General features: G+C 42.4%; 18 protein-coding genes. 14 read left to right on the top strand and 4 right to left on the bottom strand.

The genetic code is table 11. The features are described 5' to 3' along the window. Positions 1-252 precede the first annotated feature (252 nt). Positions 253-1,872 (top strand): serine/threonine-protein kinase, encoded by a 1,620-nt coding sequence (locus tag GLO7428_RS13625; protein WP_015189138.1) that lies wholly within the window; start codon positions 253-255, stop codon positions 1,870-1,872. A 210-nt stretch (positions 1,873-2,082) separates the two neighbouring features. Beyond that, positions 2,083-2,829 carry a hypothetical protein gene (locus tag GLO7428_RS13630; protein WP_015189139.1) on the top strand — a complete coding sequence of 249 codons (747 nt, stop codon included), beginning with the start codon at positions 2,083-2,085 and terminating at the stop codon, positions 2,827-2,829. Between the two features lie 72 nt (positions 2,830-2,901). Here GLO7428_RS13630 and glp read toward each other — a convergent pair whose 3' ends face one another. After that, entirely contained in the window at positions 2,902-4,185 is a 1,284-nt protein-coding gene (gene glp / locus GLO7428_RS13635; protein ID WP_015189140.1) for a gephyrin-like molybdotransferase Glp, read from the bottom strand. Between the two features lie 304 nt (positions 4,186-4,489). Between glp and GLO7428_RS13640 the strand changes: the two genes are divergently transcribed. The 8 genes from GLO7428_RS13640 (at position 4,490) to GLO7428_RS13670 (ending at position 10,577) form a co-directional block, all read left to right on the top strand. Then, a complete protein-coding gene (locus GLO7428_RS13640; RefSeq protein WP_015189141.1) occupies positions 4,490-5,029 on the top strand; it encodes an RDD family protein in 540 nt (179 codons plus the stop codon). Positions 5,030-5,071: 42 nt separating this feature from the next. Further along, on the top strand, positions 5,072-5,266 hold the full coding sequence (rpmG, locus tag GLO7428_RS26740) for a 50S ribosomal protein L33 (RefSeq protein ID WP_015189142.1): 195 nt from the start codon (positions 5,072-5,074) through the stop codon (positions 5,264-5,266). Between the two features lie 2 nt (positions 5,267-5,268). Further along, a complete protein-coding gene (gene rpsR, locus GLO7428_RS13645; RefSeq protein WP_015189143.1) occupies positions 5,269-5,484 on the top strand; it encodes a 30S ribosomal protein S18 in 216 nt (71 codons plus the stop codon). A gap of 103 nt (positions 5,485-5,587) precedes the next feature. Then, the gene (locus GLO7428_RS13650; protein WP_015189144.1) at positions 5,588-7,645 is read left to right on the top strand and encodes a ribonuclease catalytic domain-containing protein; all 2,058 of its coding nucleotides are present in this window, start codon (positions 5,588-5,590) and stop codon (positions 7,643-7,645) included. Positions 7,646-7,971: 326 nt separating this feature from the next. Further along, positions 7,972-8,559, top strand: a complete 588-nt coding sequence (locus tag GLO7428_RS13655) for a hypothetical protein (protein ID WP_015189145.1) — start codon at positions 7,972-7,974, stop codon at positions 8,557-8,559. A gap of 223 nt (positions 8,560-8,782) precedes the next feature. Further along, complete coding sequence (locus tag GLO7428_RS13660) at positions 8,783-9,499, top strand: hypothetical protein (RefSeq protein ID WP_015189146.1); 717 nt, start codon at positions 8,783-8,785, stop codon at positions 9,497-9,499. Next, positions 9,496-9,813 (top strand): hypothetical protein, encoded by a 318-nt coding sequence (locus GLO7428_RS13665; protein WP_015189147.1) that lies wholly within the window; start codon positions 9,496-9,498, stop codon positions 9,811-9,813. Before GLO7428_RS13660 ends, GLO7428_RS13665 begins: the two co-directional genes overlap by 4 nt. Positions 9,814-9,899: 86 nt before the next feature. Further along, entirely contained in the window at positions 9,900-10,577 is a 678-nt protein-coding gene (locus tag GLO7428_RS13670) for a hypothetical protein (protein WP_015189148.1), read from the top strand. A 75-nt stretch (positions 10,578-10,652) separates the two neighbouring features. On the opposite strand, the gene GLO7428_RS13675 is transcribed toward GLO7428_RS13670, so the two are convergent. After that, positions 10,653-11,864 (bottom strand): DUF790 family protein, encoded by a 1,212-nt coding sequence (locus GLO7428_RS13675; protein WP_015189149.1) that lies wholly within the window; start codon positions 11,862-11,864, stop codon positions 10,653-10,655. A gap of 75 nt (positions 11,865-11,939) precedes the next feature. Further along, positions 11,940-13,460, bottom strand: a complete 1,521-nt coding sequence (locus tag GLO7428_RS13680) for a DEAD/DEAH box helicase (RefSeq protein WP_041918630.1) — start codon at positions 13,458-13,460, stop codon at positions 11,940-11,942. A 157-nt stretch (positions 13,461-13,617) separates the two neighbouring features. On the opposite strand from GLO7428_RS13680, the gene GLO7428_RS13685 reads away from it, so the two are divergent. Together GLO7428_RS13685 and GLO7428_RS13690 are read left to right on the top strand one after the other, a co-directional pair. Further along, on the top strand, positions 13,618-14,424 hold the full coding sequence (locus tag GLO7428_RS13685; protein WP_015189151.1) for an ATP-binding cassette domain-containing protein: 807 nt from the start codon (positions 13,618-13,620) through the stop codon (positions 14,422-14,424). Continuing rightward, positions 14,415-15,077: an ABC transporter permease gene (locus GLO7428_RS13690; protein WP_015189152.1), complete on the top strand. Its 663-nt coding sequence runs from the start codon at positions 14,415-14,417 to the stop codon at positions 15,075-15,077. Before GLO7428_RS13685 ends, GLO7428_RS13690 begins: the two co-directional genes overlap by 10 nt. 17 nt (positions 15,078-15,094) lie before the next feature. Here GLO7428_RS13690 and GLO7428_RS13695 read toward each other — a convergent pair whose 3' ends face one another. Further along, positions 15,095-15,793, bottom strand: coding sequence for a Uma2 family endonuclease (locus tag GLO7428_RS13695; protein WP_015189153.1), 699 nt, complete (start codon positions 15,791-15,793; stop codon positions 15,095-15,097). An 81-nt stretch (positions 15,794-15,874) separates the two neighbouring features. Here GLO7428_RS13695 and GLO7428_RS13700 point away from each other — a divergent pair, with 81 nt between their 5' ends. Together GLO7428_RS13700 and GLO7428_RS13705 are read left to right on the top strand one after the other, a co-directional pair. Next, positions 15,875-16,792: a glycine betaine ABC transporter substrate-binding protein gene (locus GLO7428_RS13700; protein WP_015189154.1), complete on the top strand. Its 918-nt coding sequence runs from the start codon at positions 15,875-15,877 to the stop codon at positions 16,790-16,792. A gap of 186 nt (positions 16,793-16,978) precedes the next feature. Then, positions 16,979-17,812, top strand: coding sequence for an aminotransferase class IV (locus tag GLO7428_RS13705; RefSeq protein WP_015189155.1), 834 nt, complete (start codon positions 16,979-16,981; stop codon positions 17,810-17,812). The last annotated feature ends 22 nt before the right edge of the window (positions 17,813-17,834 follow it).

Genomic DNA, 17,834 nt, shown 5'->3' on the forward strand with positions numbered 1-17,834 from the left:
GTGGGAAGACTTTGTCAACTGTCAACTATCAACTTAGCGTATTCGATGTCCTAATTACCCCAACGAGACTGCTATAGGAGGGCAAGTATCTTACCTGCGCTGGGCAATTAATGAGTAAGGGAATACGGGTACTTAGAGCCGCATCTCTCGTTTTCCGTATAAATCACGTGGCTATGAGTAATTTTTCTTTAAATAATTGAAGCAGGGTGCGATCGCTCCCAGTGTTACCTGAAACAGCGAGTAAACGCTCATATGAGCTATTGCCTAAATCCCAACTGTTCTCATCCGCAAAACTCAAGTTCTCGTCAAACGTGTGCAGCTTGTGGCGCTCAATTGGTATTACGCGATCGCTACCGCGCACTGCAAGCACTAGCACAAGGTGGTTTCGGTGCGACGTTTTTAGCGCAAGATGTCACGTTACCTGGTGAACCTAAGTGCGTTGTTAAGCAGCTTCGCCCTTCGGCGACATCGCTAGAAGCGTTAGATATGGCGCGGAAGCTTTTTGCACGGGAAGCTAAAACTTTGGGTAAAATTGGCAGTCATCCGCAAGTTCCTAGGCTACTTGACTACTTTGAAGATTGCGAACAATTCTACTTGGTTCAAGAGTACATAAATGGTTTAACACTGCAACAGGAAATCAAACGCTCTGGTCCTTTTAGCGAAGCTGGGGTCAAACAATTTTTAAGTGAAATTTTACCAACGCTGCAATATCTTCATAGCCAACAGGTGATTCACCGCGACATCAAACCCGCTAATATTATTCGTCGTCATGAGGACTGCAAACTCGTGTTAATCGATTTTGGTGCTGTGAAAGACCAAGTCAGTCAAACAACGAGTATGTCAGAAAATACAGCCTTAACAGCTTTTGCGGTGGGAACTCCAGGTTTCGCACCGCCTGAACAACTTGCAATGCGTCCTGTTTATGCAAGTGACGTTTACGCACTAGGAGTCACTTGCATTTATCTGCTCACTGGGAAATCTCCCAAGGATCTAGACTATAATTCCTCGACGGGGGAAATGCTGTGGCAAAACAAAGTACAGATTAGCGATCGCTTTCGCGAAGTCTTACAAAAAATGGTAGAAGGTTCGGTACGACATCGCTATCAATCACCGAATGATGTTCTTACCGCCCTCGAACTCGAACCATACATGGATAGCTTAGCCAATAGTATGGCGGCGCAACCTTCGGCGGTGCGTAAACCGAAATTACCTCGAATGGTGAAGCAAACAACGCCTACAACAACGCCAGTAGCGACTACGACAAGCGCTTATACTGGAAGTCATGCTGCGCAATCGCGGGCAAAAATGGCGGCGGCGATTCGTGCGAGAAAAGCGAATCTGACTGAGGTATCGAATACACCTGTACAACCTCCCCTACCATCAGTAACACTTACCCCTGCACCTTCAGTCCTTGGGGCGAAACCTAAAACGGCACCCCCTAGAAAGCTCGATGCTGATAATTTAGTTTTGTCTTATATCAAAGGCAGAAGAGATTTTGCTTCTTACGATTTGAGTTTACTTGACCTACAGCGAGTAGATTTATCAGAGGTAAATTTTCGTGCGGCAAAATTAGACCGCACAAATTTTTTTAAATGTATTTTGTCAGGTAATGACTTTAGCCACGCTAGCCTCAAGCGAACTAATTTTAGAGAAGCGATTTTAACGAAGGCTTACTTTCATTCTGCTGATTTAGAAGGAGCCGATTTTCGCGGTGCTAATTTAAGCTACGCTGATTTAAGCGAGGCTAATTTACAAAATGTGAATTTGTGTGGTGCTAACCTTACTGGGGCAAAAGTTTCGGATGAGCAGCTAACACAAGCGAAAATCAATTGGATGACCGTGCGCCCCAATGGTAAGCGCGGCTGGTTTTAGTCATTGTGAAGAGTAACTACTAAATTTACAGTAATTTCATAATTTTTAGTCTAAATAAGAGTCATTCTTTAACACTGCTTATACTTACGATGCATATATTTGATATAGAACTCAGGTAAATAGTTATTCCTAACTCAGACTCAACGACGAATTAACAAAAATTACTATTTTTGAGTTTTTCTATCTATTTAAAAATAGAAAAGCAAATCTATGTTGAAAAAAATTATAGCAGCTACTGTTTCCTTAGTAGCAATATTTTCTACAAATTCTGTTTCAGCAAGGCAATGGGTAGTGTTGAATCCTGATCCTTATCTAGCTGTAGATGTTGATAGCATCAAAGGAACAGGAAATAGTAGAACTTTTTGGAATGAATTAATTGAAGCACAAGACTCATCTTCGAGTTCTTACATTTCTTTTGATAGAGCAAAAACTAAAACTATAAAATCCTTGATTTACGTTGATTGTGTAAGCAATAAAATAGGTGTATTAAGACAAGTTAGATACGATGCTAACGGCAATGTGTTAAGCGATTACGATCTAAGTCATCTTGCTATACCACCTAATTTGCGTTCACCTGTCCCTGATAGTATTGGTGAAATGCAATTAGTTTATGTTTGTAGCTTAAGAACTGCTAACAGTGGGAGACAATCTGTAACTAGTTCTCGCGGAAGTAATAGAGCAACTGTCTCTAGAAATGCCTCATTTCCTCGCAAAACTTGTGGAGATCCATTTCAGAGGCAAGGAACATATTGGCCAGTATTTATAGATGGAGGAAATCTTAGTAAAATTAGAATAAATCTATGTAATGATGCATTTTCTATTGTTAGAGGAAGAGGAATTCGGTCAGTTCAAGTCGCTTCTTTCACTTCTTACGAACGTGCGTTATCTTTCGCTCAACAAGTAGGTGGAACGGTAGGTGAAGCAACACACTATGTTAACGGGCAGATTGTAAATTAGCTTATTGTACTTTTTGTTGTTGAATGCAAGCAGTTGCATTGTTAGATACAACTGCTTGTCACAATGTTAATGTTATTTGGTGTGGGCTAGCGGAATTAAAGGTGTGCCGACTTGTAACACGCGGATAGTTTCACCTTTGGCGATCGCGGGTTGACCAATGGGAATAACGGCTAAGCCGTTGGTTTGTGCTAAGTTAATTAAATTGCCTGAACTGTGGCTCCCATCAGCTAAATGAAACTCGTAGGCACCATCGATGAGGTGTAGTTGTCCCCAAAGATAAGTTTCGCGCTGACCGTCGGATTTTAAATCGTGTTGCGATCGCGCTTGCACAAACATCGGTCCCCAACTGTGTGCGAGTCCAGAAAGCTTGCGTAATGCTGGCTGGACAAACCGCCAAAAGCTGACTAAAGCAGAAACAGGATTACCAGGCAAACCAAAATACAACACAGGTTTATGTTTAGACGCTGCTGATGCAGGAAATGTTGCAAATGTCAAGGGCTTTCCTGGCTTAACAGCGACGGCACGAATATGAATTGTCGCGCCTAACTCGGCAAGAATTTGTTCTACGTAGTCGTAGTCACCAACCGAGACACCACCAGAGGATAAGACAACATCAGCAGTGGCGATCGCCTGTGAAATCGCGCGACGCAAAATATTGGGTTTATCAGGAAAAATTCCTAGATGCAACGGTTCTGCACCTGTCTGCGCGACAAGGGCGGCTAAAGCATACTGATTGGAATCGACAATTTGACCGAGTTGTAAAGGCTGATCGGGGGTAATTAATTCGTCACCCGTCGAAAGAATGGCGACGCGTGGGCGGCGATAAACTTTGATTTGGGTACACTGCGCTGCTGCTAGTACCGCGAGTTCTGGAGGTTGTAGCGCAATTCCTGGCAATAAAAGGGGCGTTCCTGCTTGATAATACGATGCTCCCTGGCGGACAAAAGCTTTTTCTGCGGGTGGTGCTGCTAAAATCATGACGCGATCGCCTTCGCGTTTTGTATGTTCTTGCATCACAACGGTATCGGCTCCGGAAGGCATCACCCCACCTGTAAAAATGCGTGCGGCTTGTCCTGGTTTGACTTCGCGTTTTGGTGCTTGTCCCGCGCGAACTTCTTCGACAATTTCTAACGCGACGGGTTGATCTGCGTGACAACTTTTAACGTCTTCGTAACGCACCGCGTAGCCGTCCATCGCGGAATTATCCCAGTGCGGAAAATCCAACTGACTCACAACTGGTGCTGCCAGGATGCGGTCAATTGCTGTTAAAAGTGTTACAACCTCACCGTGTCGCTTTCCATCTAGGGGTTGCACCAAATCTAAAATCATTGCCTCTGCTTGGCTTGCTGGCAGCATACAAGTTAACTCTGAATTCTGTATTCTTAGCTTAGTAACAGCGCTTAGCTATTAGCAATTAGCCATAATCCTCAAAAATAGATTTAGAGGATGTAAATATCATATGCAAGCTTGCGGCTTGCGCTTGCACGTACTAATTGCTTTTGTGGTAAATAAACATTTGCTGCGAGTTCAGCATCGCTTTACTTAATGATAGTTATATAATTGAACATTTTTGACCCAAAGTAAAATTGAACGATTGAACGGCTACAATGCAACAGCTATCAGCATAGGATATAAAAGTAGCCAGTCACAACTTTTTGCTATGAATACTTCGCCAGACTATACCCGCTTTCCTCGGGTGCAAATGGGAAGGCGCGCTGTAGGTTTTGGAATCGATTTTTTGGGAGTTTGGCTACTAAGTTCTGTATTAGGTGGAGGCGATCGCTTTTCGTGGGCGCAGGGTATTGTATTTTTGTTAGCGTGGTACGGTACGCGGGTATTTGTTGCTTATCGAAATCACGGACAAACTTTCGGTCGCTGGGCTTTGGACATGAAAGTCCTCAATGTCGAGTTCGGTAAAGTTCCAAGTTTACTAGCCTTAGTGATACGCGAAAGTATTGTTGGGTTGGGTGCAATGCTCGCCGCGATCGCCCTCAATAATTTTTTTACAAGTGCCAGTAATATATTATTAATGCTGCCTCTAGCAATTGACTGTAGTATTGCGTTCGCAGACAACACGCGAGCGCGTGCAGGACATGACCTGATTGCTCGTACAATTGTGGCAAGTTCGCTGCGCGGCTATTCGCTCGACATCAAAGTCAAACGTTTCCTTGCCCAAGCTTGCCAGCGTATTCTAAAATAATAGATTGTGTCTAATTTTGTTTAAACTTGAGTAAGAGTCAATATGGCTAAAAGTAAGGGTGTCCGAATAACCGTGACACTAGAATGCACTGAATGTCGCACTAACCCAGACAAGCGATCGCCTGGGGTTTCGCGCTATACCACGATGAAAAACCGCCGCAACACAACTGCGAGGTTAGAACTCAAGAAGTTTTGCCCGAACTGCAACCGCCACACCGTTCACAAGGAAATTAAGTAAGAATGAGTTATTTTCGTCGTCGTTTGTCACCAATTAAACCGCAAGACCCAATTGATTACAAAGATATCGAATTGCTGCGCAAGTTTATCACCGAGCGAGGAAAAATTCTGCCTCGCCGCATTACAGGATTAACTGCTAAACAACAACGCGATTTAACAGTAGCAATCAAGCGGGCGCGCATTTTAGCAATGCTACCTTTTATTAATCAAGAGGGGTAACGAGGAGTGAGGGGCGAGGATTCGCGTGTCATTTGATAACTTGCCCTAAACCCTGCTTGTAATACTTGATCGAACATAAACTTAACTGCTGAGTGCGCTTGTTGTGGAAAAGGGAACGCTAGTCGAATTTCGAGTACAAGGCGATCGCCGACTTGGAGTTGTCGATCGTCCTGATGGCAAATCGCGTTGGATTGCCGTAGACGAACGTGGTTCAACGCATAGTCTAGCGCCGCGACAAATTACCTACCAAGTTTCCGGTCAAAGCTACAAACCGCCAGAAATCCCCCAATTTTTGGCAGAAGTACAGGCATACCTTGACCCTGCAAGCTTAGAGGTCGCCTGGGAATTGCTCATAGAAAGCGGCGAAACCGTCAATCCCGCACAAATGGCGACGCTGCTATTCGCCGAACAAAATCCGCCACAGTGTTACGCTGCTCACTGCTTATTATCCGATGATAAGCTGTACTTTAAGCAAAAGGGAGATAGCTACGAGCCACGAAGTGCAGCGCAAGTTGCTGAACGAAAACATCAAATCGAAGTCGAAGTCAATCGCCAACGCGAACAACAAGAGTTTCTCACACGAGTTGCGCAAGCGATTCATGGTGAAACAGTAGAATGGAGTCGCCAAGATCGCCAACGAATCGAGGCGCTAGAAAAGTATGCGACACTACTAGTAGAAGGTGTGCGTTCGGGGGTAACTCCAGACTCGCTAGCGCGTACTTATGCCCCACCGGCTTCGGTTGTAGAAACCATGAATACCTTGGGACGTCCCGCTACGCCGCAAGCAGCTTTTCAGTTGCTTGTCGATTTGGGACTCTGGAGTGTTCACGAAAATTTATTTTTACGGCGCAGCCAAATTTCGGTTCAGTTCCCTACCAAGGTGTTAGAAGTGGCTCAACAGCGTATGGATTCTCCACCACCTGATGTCGATCAGCGCCTCGATTTAACTTATCTTAAAGTCTATACAATTGATGACCAAAGTACGAGCGAAATTGACGATGGCGTTAGTTGGGAATTACTCGCGGATAAGCGCCAAAGGTTGTGGATTCATATTGCCGATCCGACACGGTGGTTAGTTCCAGAAGATGAACTTGATTTAGACGCGCGACGGCGGGGAACAACAGTTTATTTACCAACGGGAATGATCCCGATGTTTCCTTCCATATTAGCAACAGGACCAATGAGTTTGTTGCAGGGAAAAGTTTGTTGTGCTTTAAGTTTTGGTGTTGTTTTAGATGAATCAGGCGCGGTACAAGAGTATAGTATTCATCCGAGTTTGATTAAACCGACATATCGTCTGACGTATGAAGATGTAGACGAAATGTTGGAATTGGGGGTAGAAGGAGAACCAGAAATAGCCGCGATCGCAACTCTAGCCCAACGTCGTCAAATGTGGCGGCAGTCGCAAGGCGCAATTAGCATTAATCTACCAGAAGCTATTATTAAAGTTCAAGACGACGAGATTACAATCAAGGTTTTAAACGATTCGCTGTCGCGCCAGTTAGTCGCCGAGATGATGATCTTAGCAGGAGAAGTTGCGGGTCATTACGCCCAAGTTCATAAAATTGCATTACCATTTCGCGGTCAACCACAACCGGAATTACCTTCCGAAGAAGAGTTAATTCAATTACCCGCAGGCTTTGCGCGGGCTTGTGCGATGCGCCGCTGTATGCCTAAAAGTGAGATGAGTATTACACCTACACGTCACGCAGGCTTAGGGTTAGCGACTTATACGCAAGCAACTTCACCGATTCGTCGCTATACAGATCTCCTCACGCATTTTCAATTAAAAGCACACTTACGCGGTGAAACGCCTCCTTTTTCTGGCGAACAAATTCAAGAAGTTATGCTGAGTGTGACAAGTGCAACGCAAGAAGCAACGTTAGTCGAACGTCAAACAAACCGCTACTGGGGATTAGAATATCTGCGTCGTCATCCGAATCAAGTTTGGCAAGCATTAGTACTGATGTGGCTGCGCGAAGATAGCCGATTAGCTCTGATTTTGATTGAAGACTTAGGGTTACAGTTGCCCATGGTTTTCAAGCGTGGCGTTAAACTAGGCGAACAGGTGTCAGTGAAAGTTAGCTACGTCGATCCGCGTCAAGACGTGTTGCAGTTTCAGGAAGTCACTTATTCGGAAGCGCAGCAAGCGGCTAATTAGTGCAGTAGCCTAAATGCGATCGCAGACAAAATATACTGCCGTGAGATTACTGTCACCCCAACACAGTAACATCTCTACTTTACATAAAATTCATAATAGCACCTTTGCTAGGCTTTCAAACTTGATAAAGTTCGTTTAGAGATAGCAATCACATTTTATTTTCTTTTAAATTTTAATTAGTAATTACACAGTGGTAGTTCAAAGTTCTAGTTTCTAAGATGAAACTATCGAACGGAATTGATTTTACTTCAAGAATTAGATTTTTTACTAAAACAATTAATTCCCATCGGTAAGAATAAACTAGATTCTATTAAAGGACTTGAACAATGCAATATCAACTGATCCAGGATACTTTGACTTACCTAATTAATGGTGTTGCCATTTCTGGAGTACTCGCAGCTGGTACGACTATTGTCTATCAATACTGGACACAGGAACGACTAAAACCACAACTAGTAGAGGGTGAACCCTGTCAAGATTCGTCACAACCAAAGTCGATCAAGTCACTAATAAGTGTACAGCAACCTGTTTTAAATAGGGAAGAACAGCAAATTAAAATTGAGCTTAGTCAACTTCAGCAACAACTATCTTTTACTCAAGAACAGTTACAAGAAGCTCAACATCAATTAGCACAATCTCATCAACATAAACTCCAAATCCAATCTTATTACGATGCTAAGTTGCAGCAAGCTCAGCAACAAGAACAGCAAGCTCAATTTGAGCTTAGTCAACTTCGGCAACAATTATCTTCTACTGAAGAAGAGTTACAAAAAACTCAGCAGGAGTTGATCGATACAAAAGAAGGAGTACAAGGATTTGTAAATCAGATGTTTGTTTCAGATAAAAAGGCTAAGGAATGGTTTAAAAAACTCTTTTCAAATAATGAAGTTTCCCAACAACCAACCTCTAATTAAAAATAATATATAGTTGTCTCAATATGGATATTAGAGATATAGAAAGTTTCCATTTGATAAGTACGACAGAACACATAACCTCGCTCTACATAAAGCTTCTGTTAGTTTCAAACTCTCGAAATCCATATTGAGTTCTACAAATAATTTAACAGACTTACCTAAACAATAGTCTGAATGTGAAAGAGACAATCTTTCAGGTCAACACTTTATTGATGAAAAGCACATGGGGCGGCAAGAGACACTACATAGATCTTGTAAGCGTATAGGTGAGATATGTAGAAATGTAACTCGTAAAGAAATTATCGAAATTGCTATACACAATGGTTGGGAAATTGTACCAGCAGGTAAAGAACAACTAAAAGCTTGTAAAAAAGGACATTCTGGCGTTCCACTTCCAGGACATAGAGATAGCGCAATTATTCCTAACGGTACAGCGCATAAAGTCATTAAATCACTACAGCAATCTGCGGTTAATGATGTGAAATACATAAACGCAAATAATATACCTCACAAGGTCTTAAATTTCTACAAAGCTAAAACCAATCAACTTGAGGTTCAGCTAGCAGAAGTAAATTCAACTAATGAAAAATTAAAAGATGATATTGAAGCAGCTATTGATTTAGCAGCAGAAACTGAGACGAGGAACATAGAATTAAGTAAGGAAATTTACAGACAAAAGTGTTGGATTGAAGGATTAAAACAAGACATTGCTAACCTGATTCAGCAAAAAGTACAACAAGACAAAGAGATGCTCATGATTGCTGAGGAAGTGGAACAACAGGAGTTGCGGATTAAGGATATTGCTGAGGAAGTGGAGCAAAAGGAGTTGCGGATTAAGACTGGTGCTAAAAAGTTAACTCAGTTTTCGCGGCGGCTAAGACCAAAATTACGGCTAGAGCTACAGCAAATAATTCAATGGCTGACAGAGGAGAATCCATGAGTCTTGCACAACGGATACGAAATAACGTAGCGCGTTCTCGTCGAACAACTTCTGAAATTTTAGGAGCTACATCCGAACTCGTTCAAGCTCATGAGCGAATCTTAGAGCAACTAGATACCTTTAATCAACCTACACTACTAGCCAAACGAAGAATTTGGACGATCGCTGTCATGAAGCGCGAAATTGGTGGATTTAAGGCAGCTAAAAATCACTTTGCACAAGCTTACGGTATTAAAGCAAAAAGTTGGGCTATATTAGTTGACAAAGTTAATACTATTGAATCTGCCTTGGTTCATTTAGGGTATTGGCAGTAATATCGTATCTAGTTGATTGAATATAATTCCTGCACGCTACAAAAACACCAATCAACTAGTTTGAAACTTTAAAGGAAATTTATATAATGACTTTTACGCACATTAGCCAACAGAAACTAATCAATGTTGCACTTACAATAGTTTGCACCGTCGGTATTGCTCACACTGTGATAACTAAACCCAAAGATATCGGTTTAATGTCTGCTTTTACTGGATTATTAATAGTAATTAAAAAGACACAACAAGCAGAGAAAAGTGCTATTGAAGCTTTACAGCACTCTCAATGTGCGATTAACACACTCCAAATTCAAAACAATTTGACACGCGATCGAGTGGAAGAAGTAATGCAGCTTGTCAATCAACGCTGCGATCGCGTTGAACAGAAACTACAAGAAGACATCAACGATTTTCCCAATCATCAAGTCATCGAACTACATAATTTATCTAAACCTAAAACTAAGCAAGTGACTTTTACCGAAGAAGAATTAGAAAATATTCTAGTTACTTTAGTAGCAGATTTGTGTGCGAAGAAAAAAAATACAAGTATCTCACTCTGTGTTTTAGGTACTCACTTTTACCGTATTTACGATCAAAGTTTGTCGTCAGTCTTAAAACAACTCAAATTAGGAAAGTACTGTATTAACTTTTTGAAAAAAAGACCTAATAAATTTCATGTAACTTACCGAGATGGTGCTTCTTTTGTAAGTCTTGTTCACTCGGTTAAGGACTTGACAGAAAATAATACCTTAGTCAAGGTTGCTTAGTAATATTTCATCTAAGCGATGTTTCAGAACGCTGCGATAAAGGTTTTATCGCCAACTTAATATTTATTAAATAAACTACTCTAGTACAGATAATACAGATTTAGGTTGTAATTTATCTTTAAACCACACAATTTTTGCAGGGCAATCGTTTAGTTTGACTCCAGCTTTTTCTAAATTTAAGCGTTCAGAAATTGCTAAAATTAAATTATCACAATTCGCACGACGCACTTGAGAAAACTTCTTTTGTAAGTATTCAGGTCGCCAATAGCCGACAATTTCTAATAAGAAGATTCGTCCATCAGGATGTACCAAGCGAAAATCGGGAATCATGACGCTACCAGGAATTGGAATCAAATCAACTTCGCGTTCTAGAACCCAATTTGTTTTTAATGCTTCCCAACGCTCAACAAACGAGGCTTCGAGCATACTATCATAGGGTTTACCAGGTGGGTAATGCGAAACCAAACCGCATTCAGAATCGAGACTAAAACGACCCGTTTTCCAGTTGTTTGTATAAAAATCACGAAACTGTAGTGTGGCGCTGAGACTCCATCTAGTAACGTGTAAGAGTGCAGGAATCAGTTTAGCGATCGCCAGTCCATAGCGCGTACTCGGACTAAATAAACTCGTAGGTCCATCAATTGTAATTGTAAATCCATGATCCGCATCGCCTTCAATATAAGCCATTAACTGAAATAATTTGAGATAGCGAAACAACAGCTTATATTCACCTGGAACATTACGATGCGCATTGATAATTAAATGACTTGCCTTATAAAAAATTCCTTGGACCTGTGATAAATTATATCGATGTAATAATTCCTCTGGTGTAGGTGCAGCAAACGAAGTTAAAATTCGATTTTCAGCTAAATCGGCATACAATCCAACTTGAATTTCCTCCGCAATCACTTCGCGCTGTAACTCTTGAGTGAGTTGTAAAGCTAAATTATTAAGAGTTTGTTGTCTATTAAAAGTACTAGGAACTGTTTGTGCTGCAACTTTAAACACTCGTTCTCGTAAAACTTGAGGTTCCAAAGGACTCACCACCTCAAACTCACACAAACTCTTCAACAAATGCGCCAATCCCCGCTTAACGCGATAATCAGGACTATCCCCCTCAAAATCTTGCAATTGGCGATTCAATTCTCCCTGAGTATTACCAAGCGACTCCTGAAAACACGCAATTAATTCTGCTGCTAATTCCAAACTCTTAGCATCAATTGCTAATCGCTTCGGAACAATCGTTTCTCCATTCAAGCGATGCGTTAGTAAATCAGTCGGTAACATTTCAAACTTGAAGAAAGTAGGTAATTGGTAATTGGTCGCACAAACAACAAGGAAGGGTACAATATCTGATTGTCCTTACCTATCCTCCTTATCATTATCAACTCGATACAAACCAGAAGACTCCGCCGCGAACAATCCCCCCTTATCTTCTCCTTTGCGCCCTTTGCGCACGCCAGTTCCCTCAACGGAGGATACCTCCGCACGGGACTGGCTCCTTTGTGGTTCGTTCTCTAAACCCCTCCTACGCACCGAAGTTCCCTCCTCCGAAGTATCCTCCGCCACCACCTCATACAACACAGCCAACTTCTCCCCATCCGTACCGCGCCGCAACACGCGCCCCAAACGTTGAATATACTCGCGCGCCGAACCCGTACCGGAAAGAATAATTGCTACACTCGCTGCGGGAACATCTACCCCCTCATTTAAAACGTGCGAAGCCACTAAAGCGCGATATTCCCCTTCGCGAAACCGCGTCAGAATATCATGACGTTCCTTAATCGGAGTTTGGTGCGTAATCGCCGGAATTAAAAACTCTTGCGAAATGCGATACACCATTGCATTATCTGCGGTAAAAATCAACGTGCGCTCAGGATAATGTTGTGCGAGTAAATTACTTAATACCCGTAACTTACCATCCGTACCTAATGCGATCGCCTTCGCTTCGCGGTGCGCTAACATTGCCTTACGTCCCGCTGTCGAACGCGCACTAGCTTGCACAAATAATTGCCAACCTTTTAAACTACCAAGCTTGATATTTGCTTGCTGTAAAAAGCCATTACGCAACCGAATTAATTCGGTGTAGCGATCGCGTTCGTGTTGCGATAGTTTTACCTTAATTTGTACTACCTCGTGTTTTGCTAAAGCCTTCCCCGCAAGTTCAGCCGCAGTTTGGCGATAAACTTCGGTTCCAATCAAGTAATTTAAATCTGAGTGCTTCCCATCGCTGCGTTCAGGCGTTGCGGTTAATCCTAATCGATAGGGGGCGATCGCATATTCCGCGATCGCGCGGTTGAAATCGGTAGGTAAATGATGACACTCATCAAAAATCAACAGTGCATAGCGGTTTCCCAAAGCTTCCGCATGAATTGCAGCGCTATCATACGTCGCGACTAATAGAGGCGATTTATCGCGCGCCCCGCCACCGAGTAACCCGACTTCTGTATCGGGAAACGCCGCTAACAGTTGCGCATACCACTGATGCATCAAGTCCAACGTCGGAACGACAATCAGCGTACTACGCGGCGTAGAAGCGATCGCAAGTTGTGCTAAATACGTTTTCCCCGCTGCGGTAGGTAAGACGACGACTCCCTGACGCCCTGCGTGTTTCCATGCGGTTAAAGCTTCGGTTTGATGCGGATACGGTTCCATCGCCAAACTTGAAACAAGTTCCAACGAAACAAACGCTTTCGCTTCGTCAATAAAATGAACTTGTTCGTTTTGTAGTGCTTCAACAACGCGGCGATAGTCAATTGCTTTAATCCGAAATTTTTCTACTCTGTCATCCCAAGTCGCGTAATCTACCCAAGCTTTGCCTTTGGGTGGAGGATGCAAAATTAAAGTACCGCGATCGAAAGATAATGTAGGAATACGTACCATTAACTTATTAGCTATCCATCCCCGCATATTTAAGTTTACTGTGCTGCTGGTTTTTGGCTCAAAATCGCAAATAATTCTGTAAAGCGATCGCATTGAGTACACTTTTGGGGGCAAAATCATTTCATAATGACGTAAACCGAGTCAGTGCAAATTATTCATGTTGCAGGAACAGGAAACGGTTATTGAATTCCGTGATGTCAGTTATAGTCCACAACACCGCGCGATCGTGTCGAATCTCAATTTCTCAATTCGTCGAGGTGAAGCACTCATTTTATTAGGACGTAGTGGTAGTGGCAAAACAACGACGATGAAGTTGATTAATCGGCTACTCAAACCGACGCAAGGCGAAGTTCTCTTCGATGGGATTTCGACAAATCAGTGGGATGAAATTAAACTACGGCGCAAAATTGGTTACGTCATTCAAGAAACGGGCTTGTTTCCGCATTTTACTGTAGAACGCAATGTTGGATTAATTCCTGCGTTAGAAGGCTGGAAACCCAAACAAATCAAAACGCGGGTATTTGAATTGTTAAACTTAGTCGGTTTAGAACCCGAACAATTTGCAAAACGCTATCCACATGAATTATCTGGGGGACAACGCCAGCGCGTCGGTGTCGCCCGCGCTTTAGCTGCCGATCCTCCAGTACTATTAATGGATGAACCTTTCGGCGCATTAGATCCGATTACCCGCTTAGAGATTCAAAGCGAATTTCGCCGCCTGCAACAAGAACTTGGGAAAACCGTTGTTTTCGTAACGCACGATATTCAAGAAGCCTTCATTTTAGCTTCGCGTATTGGTTTAATGGATACTGGGCGGTTAGTCGTTTTAGGGACACCAGAAGAATTTTTAGGTTCGCAAGAACCTGAGGCGCTTGCTTTTAAGCAGTGTTTGCGGGGAATCACACCCCCAGAATCATTTCCAAAATTCTCAGAGGGAGATAGCAATAACGGGAAATGGATTTAAACGAATTTTTTCTCATTAGATACGCCCCAGAAATTTTACAAGAAACGGGGACGCATTTATTAATTGTGGCGATCGCAGTTGGTATTGCAACTTTAATCGGTATTCCTTTAGGAATTCTCATCACGCGTCAAGTACGCTGGCGACAACCGATTTTGGGTATTGCAAATATCTTGCAGACGATTCCAAGTTTAGCACTTTTCGGCTTTTTAATTTCCGTACCCATCATCGGCGGAATTGGAGCGCAAACCGCAATTATTGCCTTAACTTTATACTCTTTTCTCCCCATTATTCGCAATACTTACACGGGAATTACCAGCGTCGATCCCGCAATTCGCGAAGCTGGGCGCGGTATGGGAATGACCGATCGACAATTGCTCTTACAAGTCGAAATTCCCCTAGCCTTAAGCTTTATTTTAGCGGGAGTGCGCGTTGCTACGGTGATTGCGATCGGGATTGCAACAATCGCCGCTGCGATCGGCGCTGGGGGTTTGGGCGTTTTCGTCTTTCGCGGTATTGCTATGGTAAACAATCAACTCATTCTCGCAGGAGCAATTCCCGCCGCAATATTAGCAATTCTAGCCGACTGGGGTATCGGTTTAATCGAGCGACGTTTACTAAAAAGGCGATCGCACGCCAAAGCTAAGGGTTTTTAAAGTTTCTCTTTCACTCATCACTCTTCAATCTCAATCCCCAATTCGCGCAACTTTTGCTGTAGTAATTCTACTTTTGCTTCCGCCGCATTAGCCCGTTGTCGTTCAATTTCCGCCCGTCTTCGTTCTTCTGCTTCGGCTTCCTCTGGAGTTGGAACTAATTGACCTTCTGGCGTAAAAAACCGCAACTGTTCGCCGACAATCCCCAAATACAACTGCAATTCATCACTCCACAGCCATCCTTGCTCATTCGGGATGAGTGGTTCATAAATACGGTAATTGAGTTTAAAACCCGCAAATTCTAAAGTATAAGGGTCAAACCAGAAGTAATTTGGCGTGCGAAACACATCCTGATACAACTGTTTTTTTAAACCTCGGTCATTTTTAGCAGTAGATTCGGAAAGAATCTCCAAAATGAAGTTAGGATACTTTCCTTCCTCTTCCCAAACTGTCCAGCTTTTGCGCTCTTTACGTTCAGTGTTTAAAACAACAAAAAAATCTGGTCCTTTGACATCCTCTGATTTAATCTGACGAATGCTGTAGTAAATGCTTAAGTTACCTCCAGCAAAAAAATCTTGCCGATTTTGCCACAAGCGTTCTAGCGAAGTGAGAAGTACGATAAGTTGTCTAAGGTGACGATAGGTTTCCAACGGCGGTTCGTTACTTAGTAAATCAGTGGGAGGATAGGTTGGAGAATGCGTTTGACTGCTTTGTACCATATTACTGAGGCTGAATTGCGCGGGCAAGGCGAATTAAGATTACTTCTAGTTTAGTTGATGAGATTTTTGGCGTTGGTAGATATGAGAAAATTTATTCCGCTGTGCTTTGTGACTTTTAGTTTAGTTCTGGCGATCGCTAGCTGTAACCCCAGCACAACAACAGGTGGCGGTGGTGATATTATTGTTGCTTCTAAAGACTTTACTGAACAAGATATTCTCGGTGAACTTTTGGCGCAACATATCGAAAATACCACCGGATTAAGCGTTGATCGCCGCTTACATTTGGGTGGAACTTTTGTTTGTCATCAAGCATTACTCGCTGGACAAATTGATACTTATATTGAATACACAGGTACAGCTTTCACTGGTATTTTAAAACAAAAACCGATCGGCGATCCGCAAGCAGTTTATCAACAAGTCAGATCGTCCTATGCAGAACAATTTGACCTGGAAGTCACATCCCCTTTAGGCTTTGAAAATACCTTTGCGATTATTGTTCGCGGTGAAGATGCAAGAGCATATAATCTACAAACAATTTCGCAAGCTGCACAATATACTCCCCAATGGCAAGCAGGCTTTGGCTACGAATTTATTCAACGCGAAGATGGATTTCCTGGACTTGCTCAAACCTATAACTTACAATTTGCGCGATCGCCCCGTGTCATGGATTTAGGCTTAATGTATCGTGCGTTAATTGATCGGCAAGTTGATATGGTTGCAGGTAACTCTACCGACGGACAAATTGCCCGATTAGATTTAGCGATTCTTGAAGACGATAAACGCTATTTCCCCCCTTACGAAGCTGCACCCATCATCCGCCAAGCAACTTTGAAGAAATACCCTCAGCTACTACCTGCAATGCAACAACTTGGCGATTTAATTACTGAAGATGAAATGCGCAGTCTTAACTACCAAGTCGAAGGCGAATTACGCGATATTAAAGAAGTTGTGAGTGAATTTTTACAGGCTAAAATTCCACCAAAAAATGCGAAAAAGTAAGGGGAAGGTAGTTGATTTTTTCATCTGCGCCTGATACAATTTTCTACATAATGGAAATCTGTGCAAAATTTTTATTTTTAGTTATATTTTCATTATGAAGAAAACCATATTGAAATAATACAACAAATTGCAGCAATTGTATACGACCAATTCAAAAAATATTCTTAATATATGAGCGCATGAAAAATGACATATATCTATTATCTGAATGGGAAATATGTTGCGGCTGATGAAGCTTGTTTACCAATCAACGATTTAGGAATCGTCCGAGGATACGGTGTATTTGATTTTTTACGGACATACAACGGAGTGCCATTCAAACTCCGCGAACACGTACAAAGACTACAAAAATCAGCAGAATTAATTGGGTTAAATTTACCATGGTCAACGTTAGAAATTGAGGCGATCGCGCAAGAGACATTCAACCGCAATCATCTTCCAGACGCAAACATTCGCATCATCGCTACAGGCGGTATCGCAACCGATTTCATCACTCCTTGCGGCGAACCCAGCTTAATTGTCATTGTGACTCCGGTAACAGAATATCCCGAAGCATATTACAAACAAGGCGTCAAAGTTATTACAGTCCAAACGCAGCGATTCATACCAGGAGCAAAGAGTCTCAACTACATCTCTGCAATCATGGCATTACAACAAGCCAAACAAGTTAATGCAGTTGAAGCACTATATGTAAATCAGCATCACGTTTTAGAAGGAACAACGACAAACTTATTCGTCTTTCGAGATCATAAACTCATTACCCCAAAAGAAAATATCCTTCACGGTATTACCAGAGAAGTTGTTTTAGAACTCGCCAAAAACAAGTTTGAGATTGTCGAACAGCCAATTTACTACAGCGACTTAAATCGTTGTGACGAAGCATTCATCACCGCCACCAACAAAGAGATTATGCCAGTTACGCAAATCGACGATCTGCAAATCTCCAACGGCAAACCAGGAGAAAACACGCAACACCTTATGCATCTGTTTCACAACTATACAAGATTGGGTAATTGGTAAGAAAAGTCAGTACAATTACCAA

Source organism: Gloeocapsa sp. PCC 7428 (assembly GCF_000317555.1).
In the GTDB taxonomy this organism is placed as follows: Bacteria; Cyanobacteriota; Cyanobacteriia; order Cyanobacteriales; family Chroococcidiopsidaceae; genus Chroogloeocystis.

Bases quoted from the DNA above. Each gene is read 5' to 3' on its own strand.
- GLO7428_RS13625 (WP_015189138.1), top strand. From the start codon at position 253: ATGAGCTATTGCCTAAATCCCAACTGTTCTCATCCGCAAAACTCAAGT.
- GLO7428_RS13630 (WP_015189139.1), top strand. From the start codon at position 2,083: ATGTTGAAAAAAATTATAGCAGCTACTGTTTCCTTAGTAGCAATATTT.
- glp (WP_015189140.1), bottom strand. From the start codon at position 4,185: ATGCTGCCAGCAAGCCAAGCAGAGGCAATGATTTTAGATTTGGTGCAA.
- GLO7428_RS13640 (WP_015189141.1), top strand. From the start codon at position 4,490: ATGAATACTTCGCCAGACTATACCCGCTTTCCTCGGGTGCAAATGGGA.
- rpmG (WP_015189142.1), top strand. From the start codon at position 5,072: ATGGCTAAAAGTAAGGGTGTCCGAATAACCGTGACACTAGAATGCACT.
- rpsR (WP_015189143.1), top strand. From the start codon at position 5,269: ATGAGTTATTTTCGTCGTCGTTTGTCACCAATTAAACCGCAAGACCCA.
- GLO7428_RS13655 (WP_015189145.1), top strand. From the start codon at position 7,972: ATGCAATATCAACTGATCCAGGATACTTTGACTTACCTAATTAATGGT.
- GLO7428_RS13660 (WP_015189146.1), top strand. From the start codon at position 8,783: ATGGGGCGGCAAGAGACACTACATAGATCTTGTAAGCGTATAGGTGAG.
- GLO7428_RS13665 (WP_015189147.1), top strand. From the start codon at position 9,496: ATGAGTCTTGCACAACGGATACGAAATAACGTAGCGCGTTCTCGTCGA.
- GLO7428_RS13670 (WP_015189148.1), top strand. From the start codon at position 9,900: ATGACTTTTACGCACATTAGCCAACAGAAACTAATCAATGTTGCACTT.
- GLO7428_RS13675 (WP_015189149.1), bottom strand. From the start codon at position 11,864: ATGTTACCGACTGATTTACTAACGCATCGCTTGAATGGAGAAACGATT.
- GLO7428_RS13680 (WP_041918630.1), bottom strand. From the start codon at position 13,460: ATGGTACGTATTCCTACATTATCTTTCGATCGCGGTACTTTAATTTTG.
- GLO7428_RS13685 (WP_015189151.1), top strand. From the start codon at position 13,618: ATGTTGCAGGAACAGGAAACGGTTATTGAATTCCGTGATGTCAGTTAT.
- GLO7428_RS13690 (WP_015189152.1), top strand. From the start codon at position 14,415: ATGGATTTAAACGAATTTTTTCTCATTAGATACGCCCCAGAAATTTTA.
- GLO7428_RS13695 (WP_015189153.1), bottom strand. From the start codon at position 15,793: ATGGTACAAAGCAGTCAAACGCATTCTCCAACCTATCCTCCCACTGAT.
- GLO7428_RS13700 (WP_015189154.1), top strand. From the start codon at position 15,875: ATGAGAAAATTTATTCCGCTGTGCTTTGTGACTTTTAGTTTAGTTCTG.
- GLO7428_RS13705 (WP_015189155.1), top strand. From the start codon at position 16,979: ATGACATATATCTATTATCTGAATGGGAAATATGTTGCGGCTGATGAA.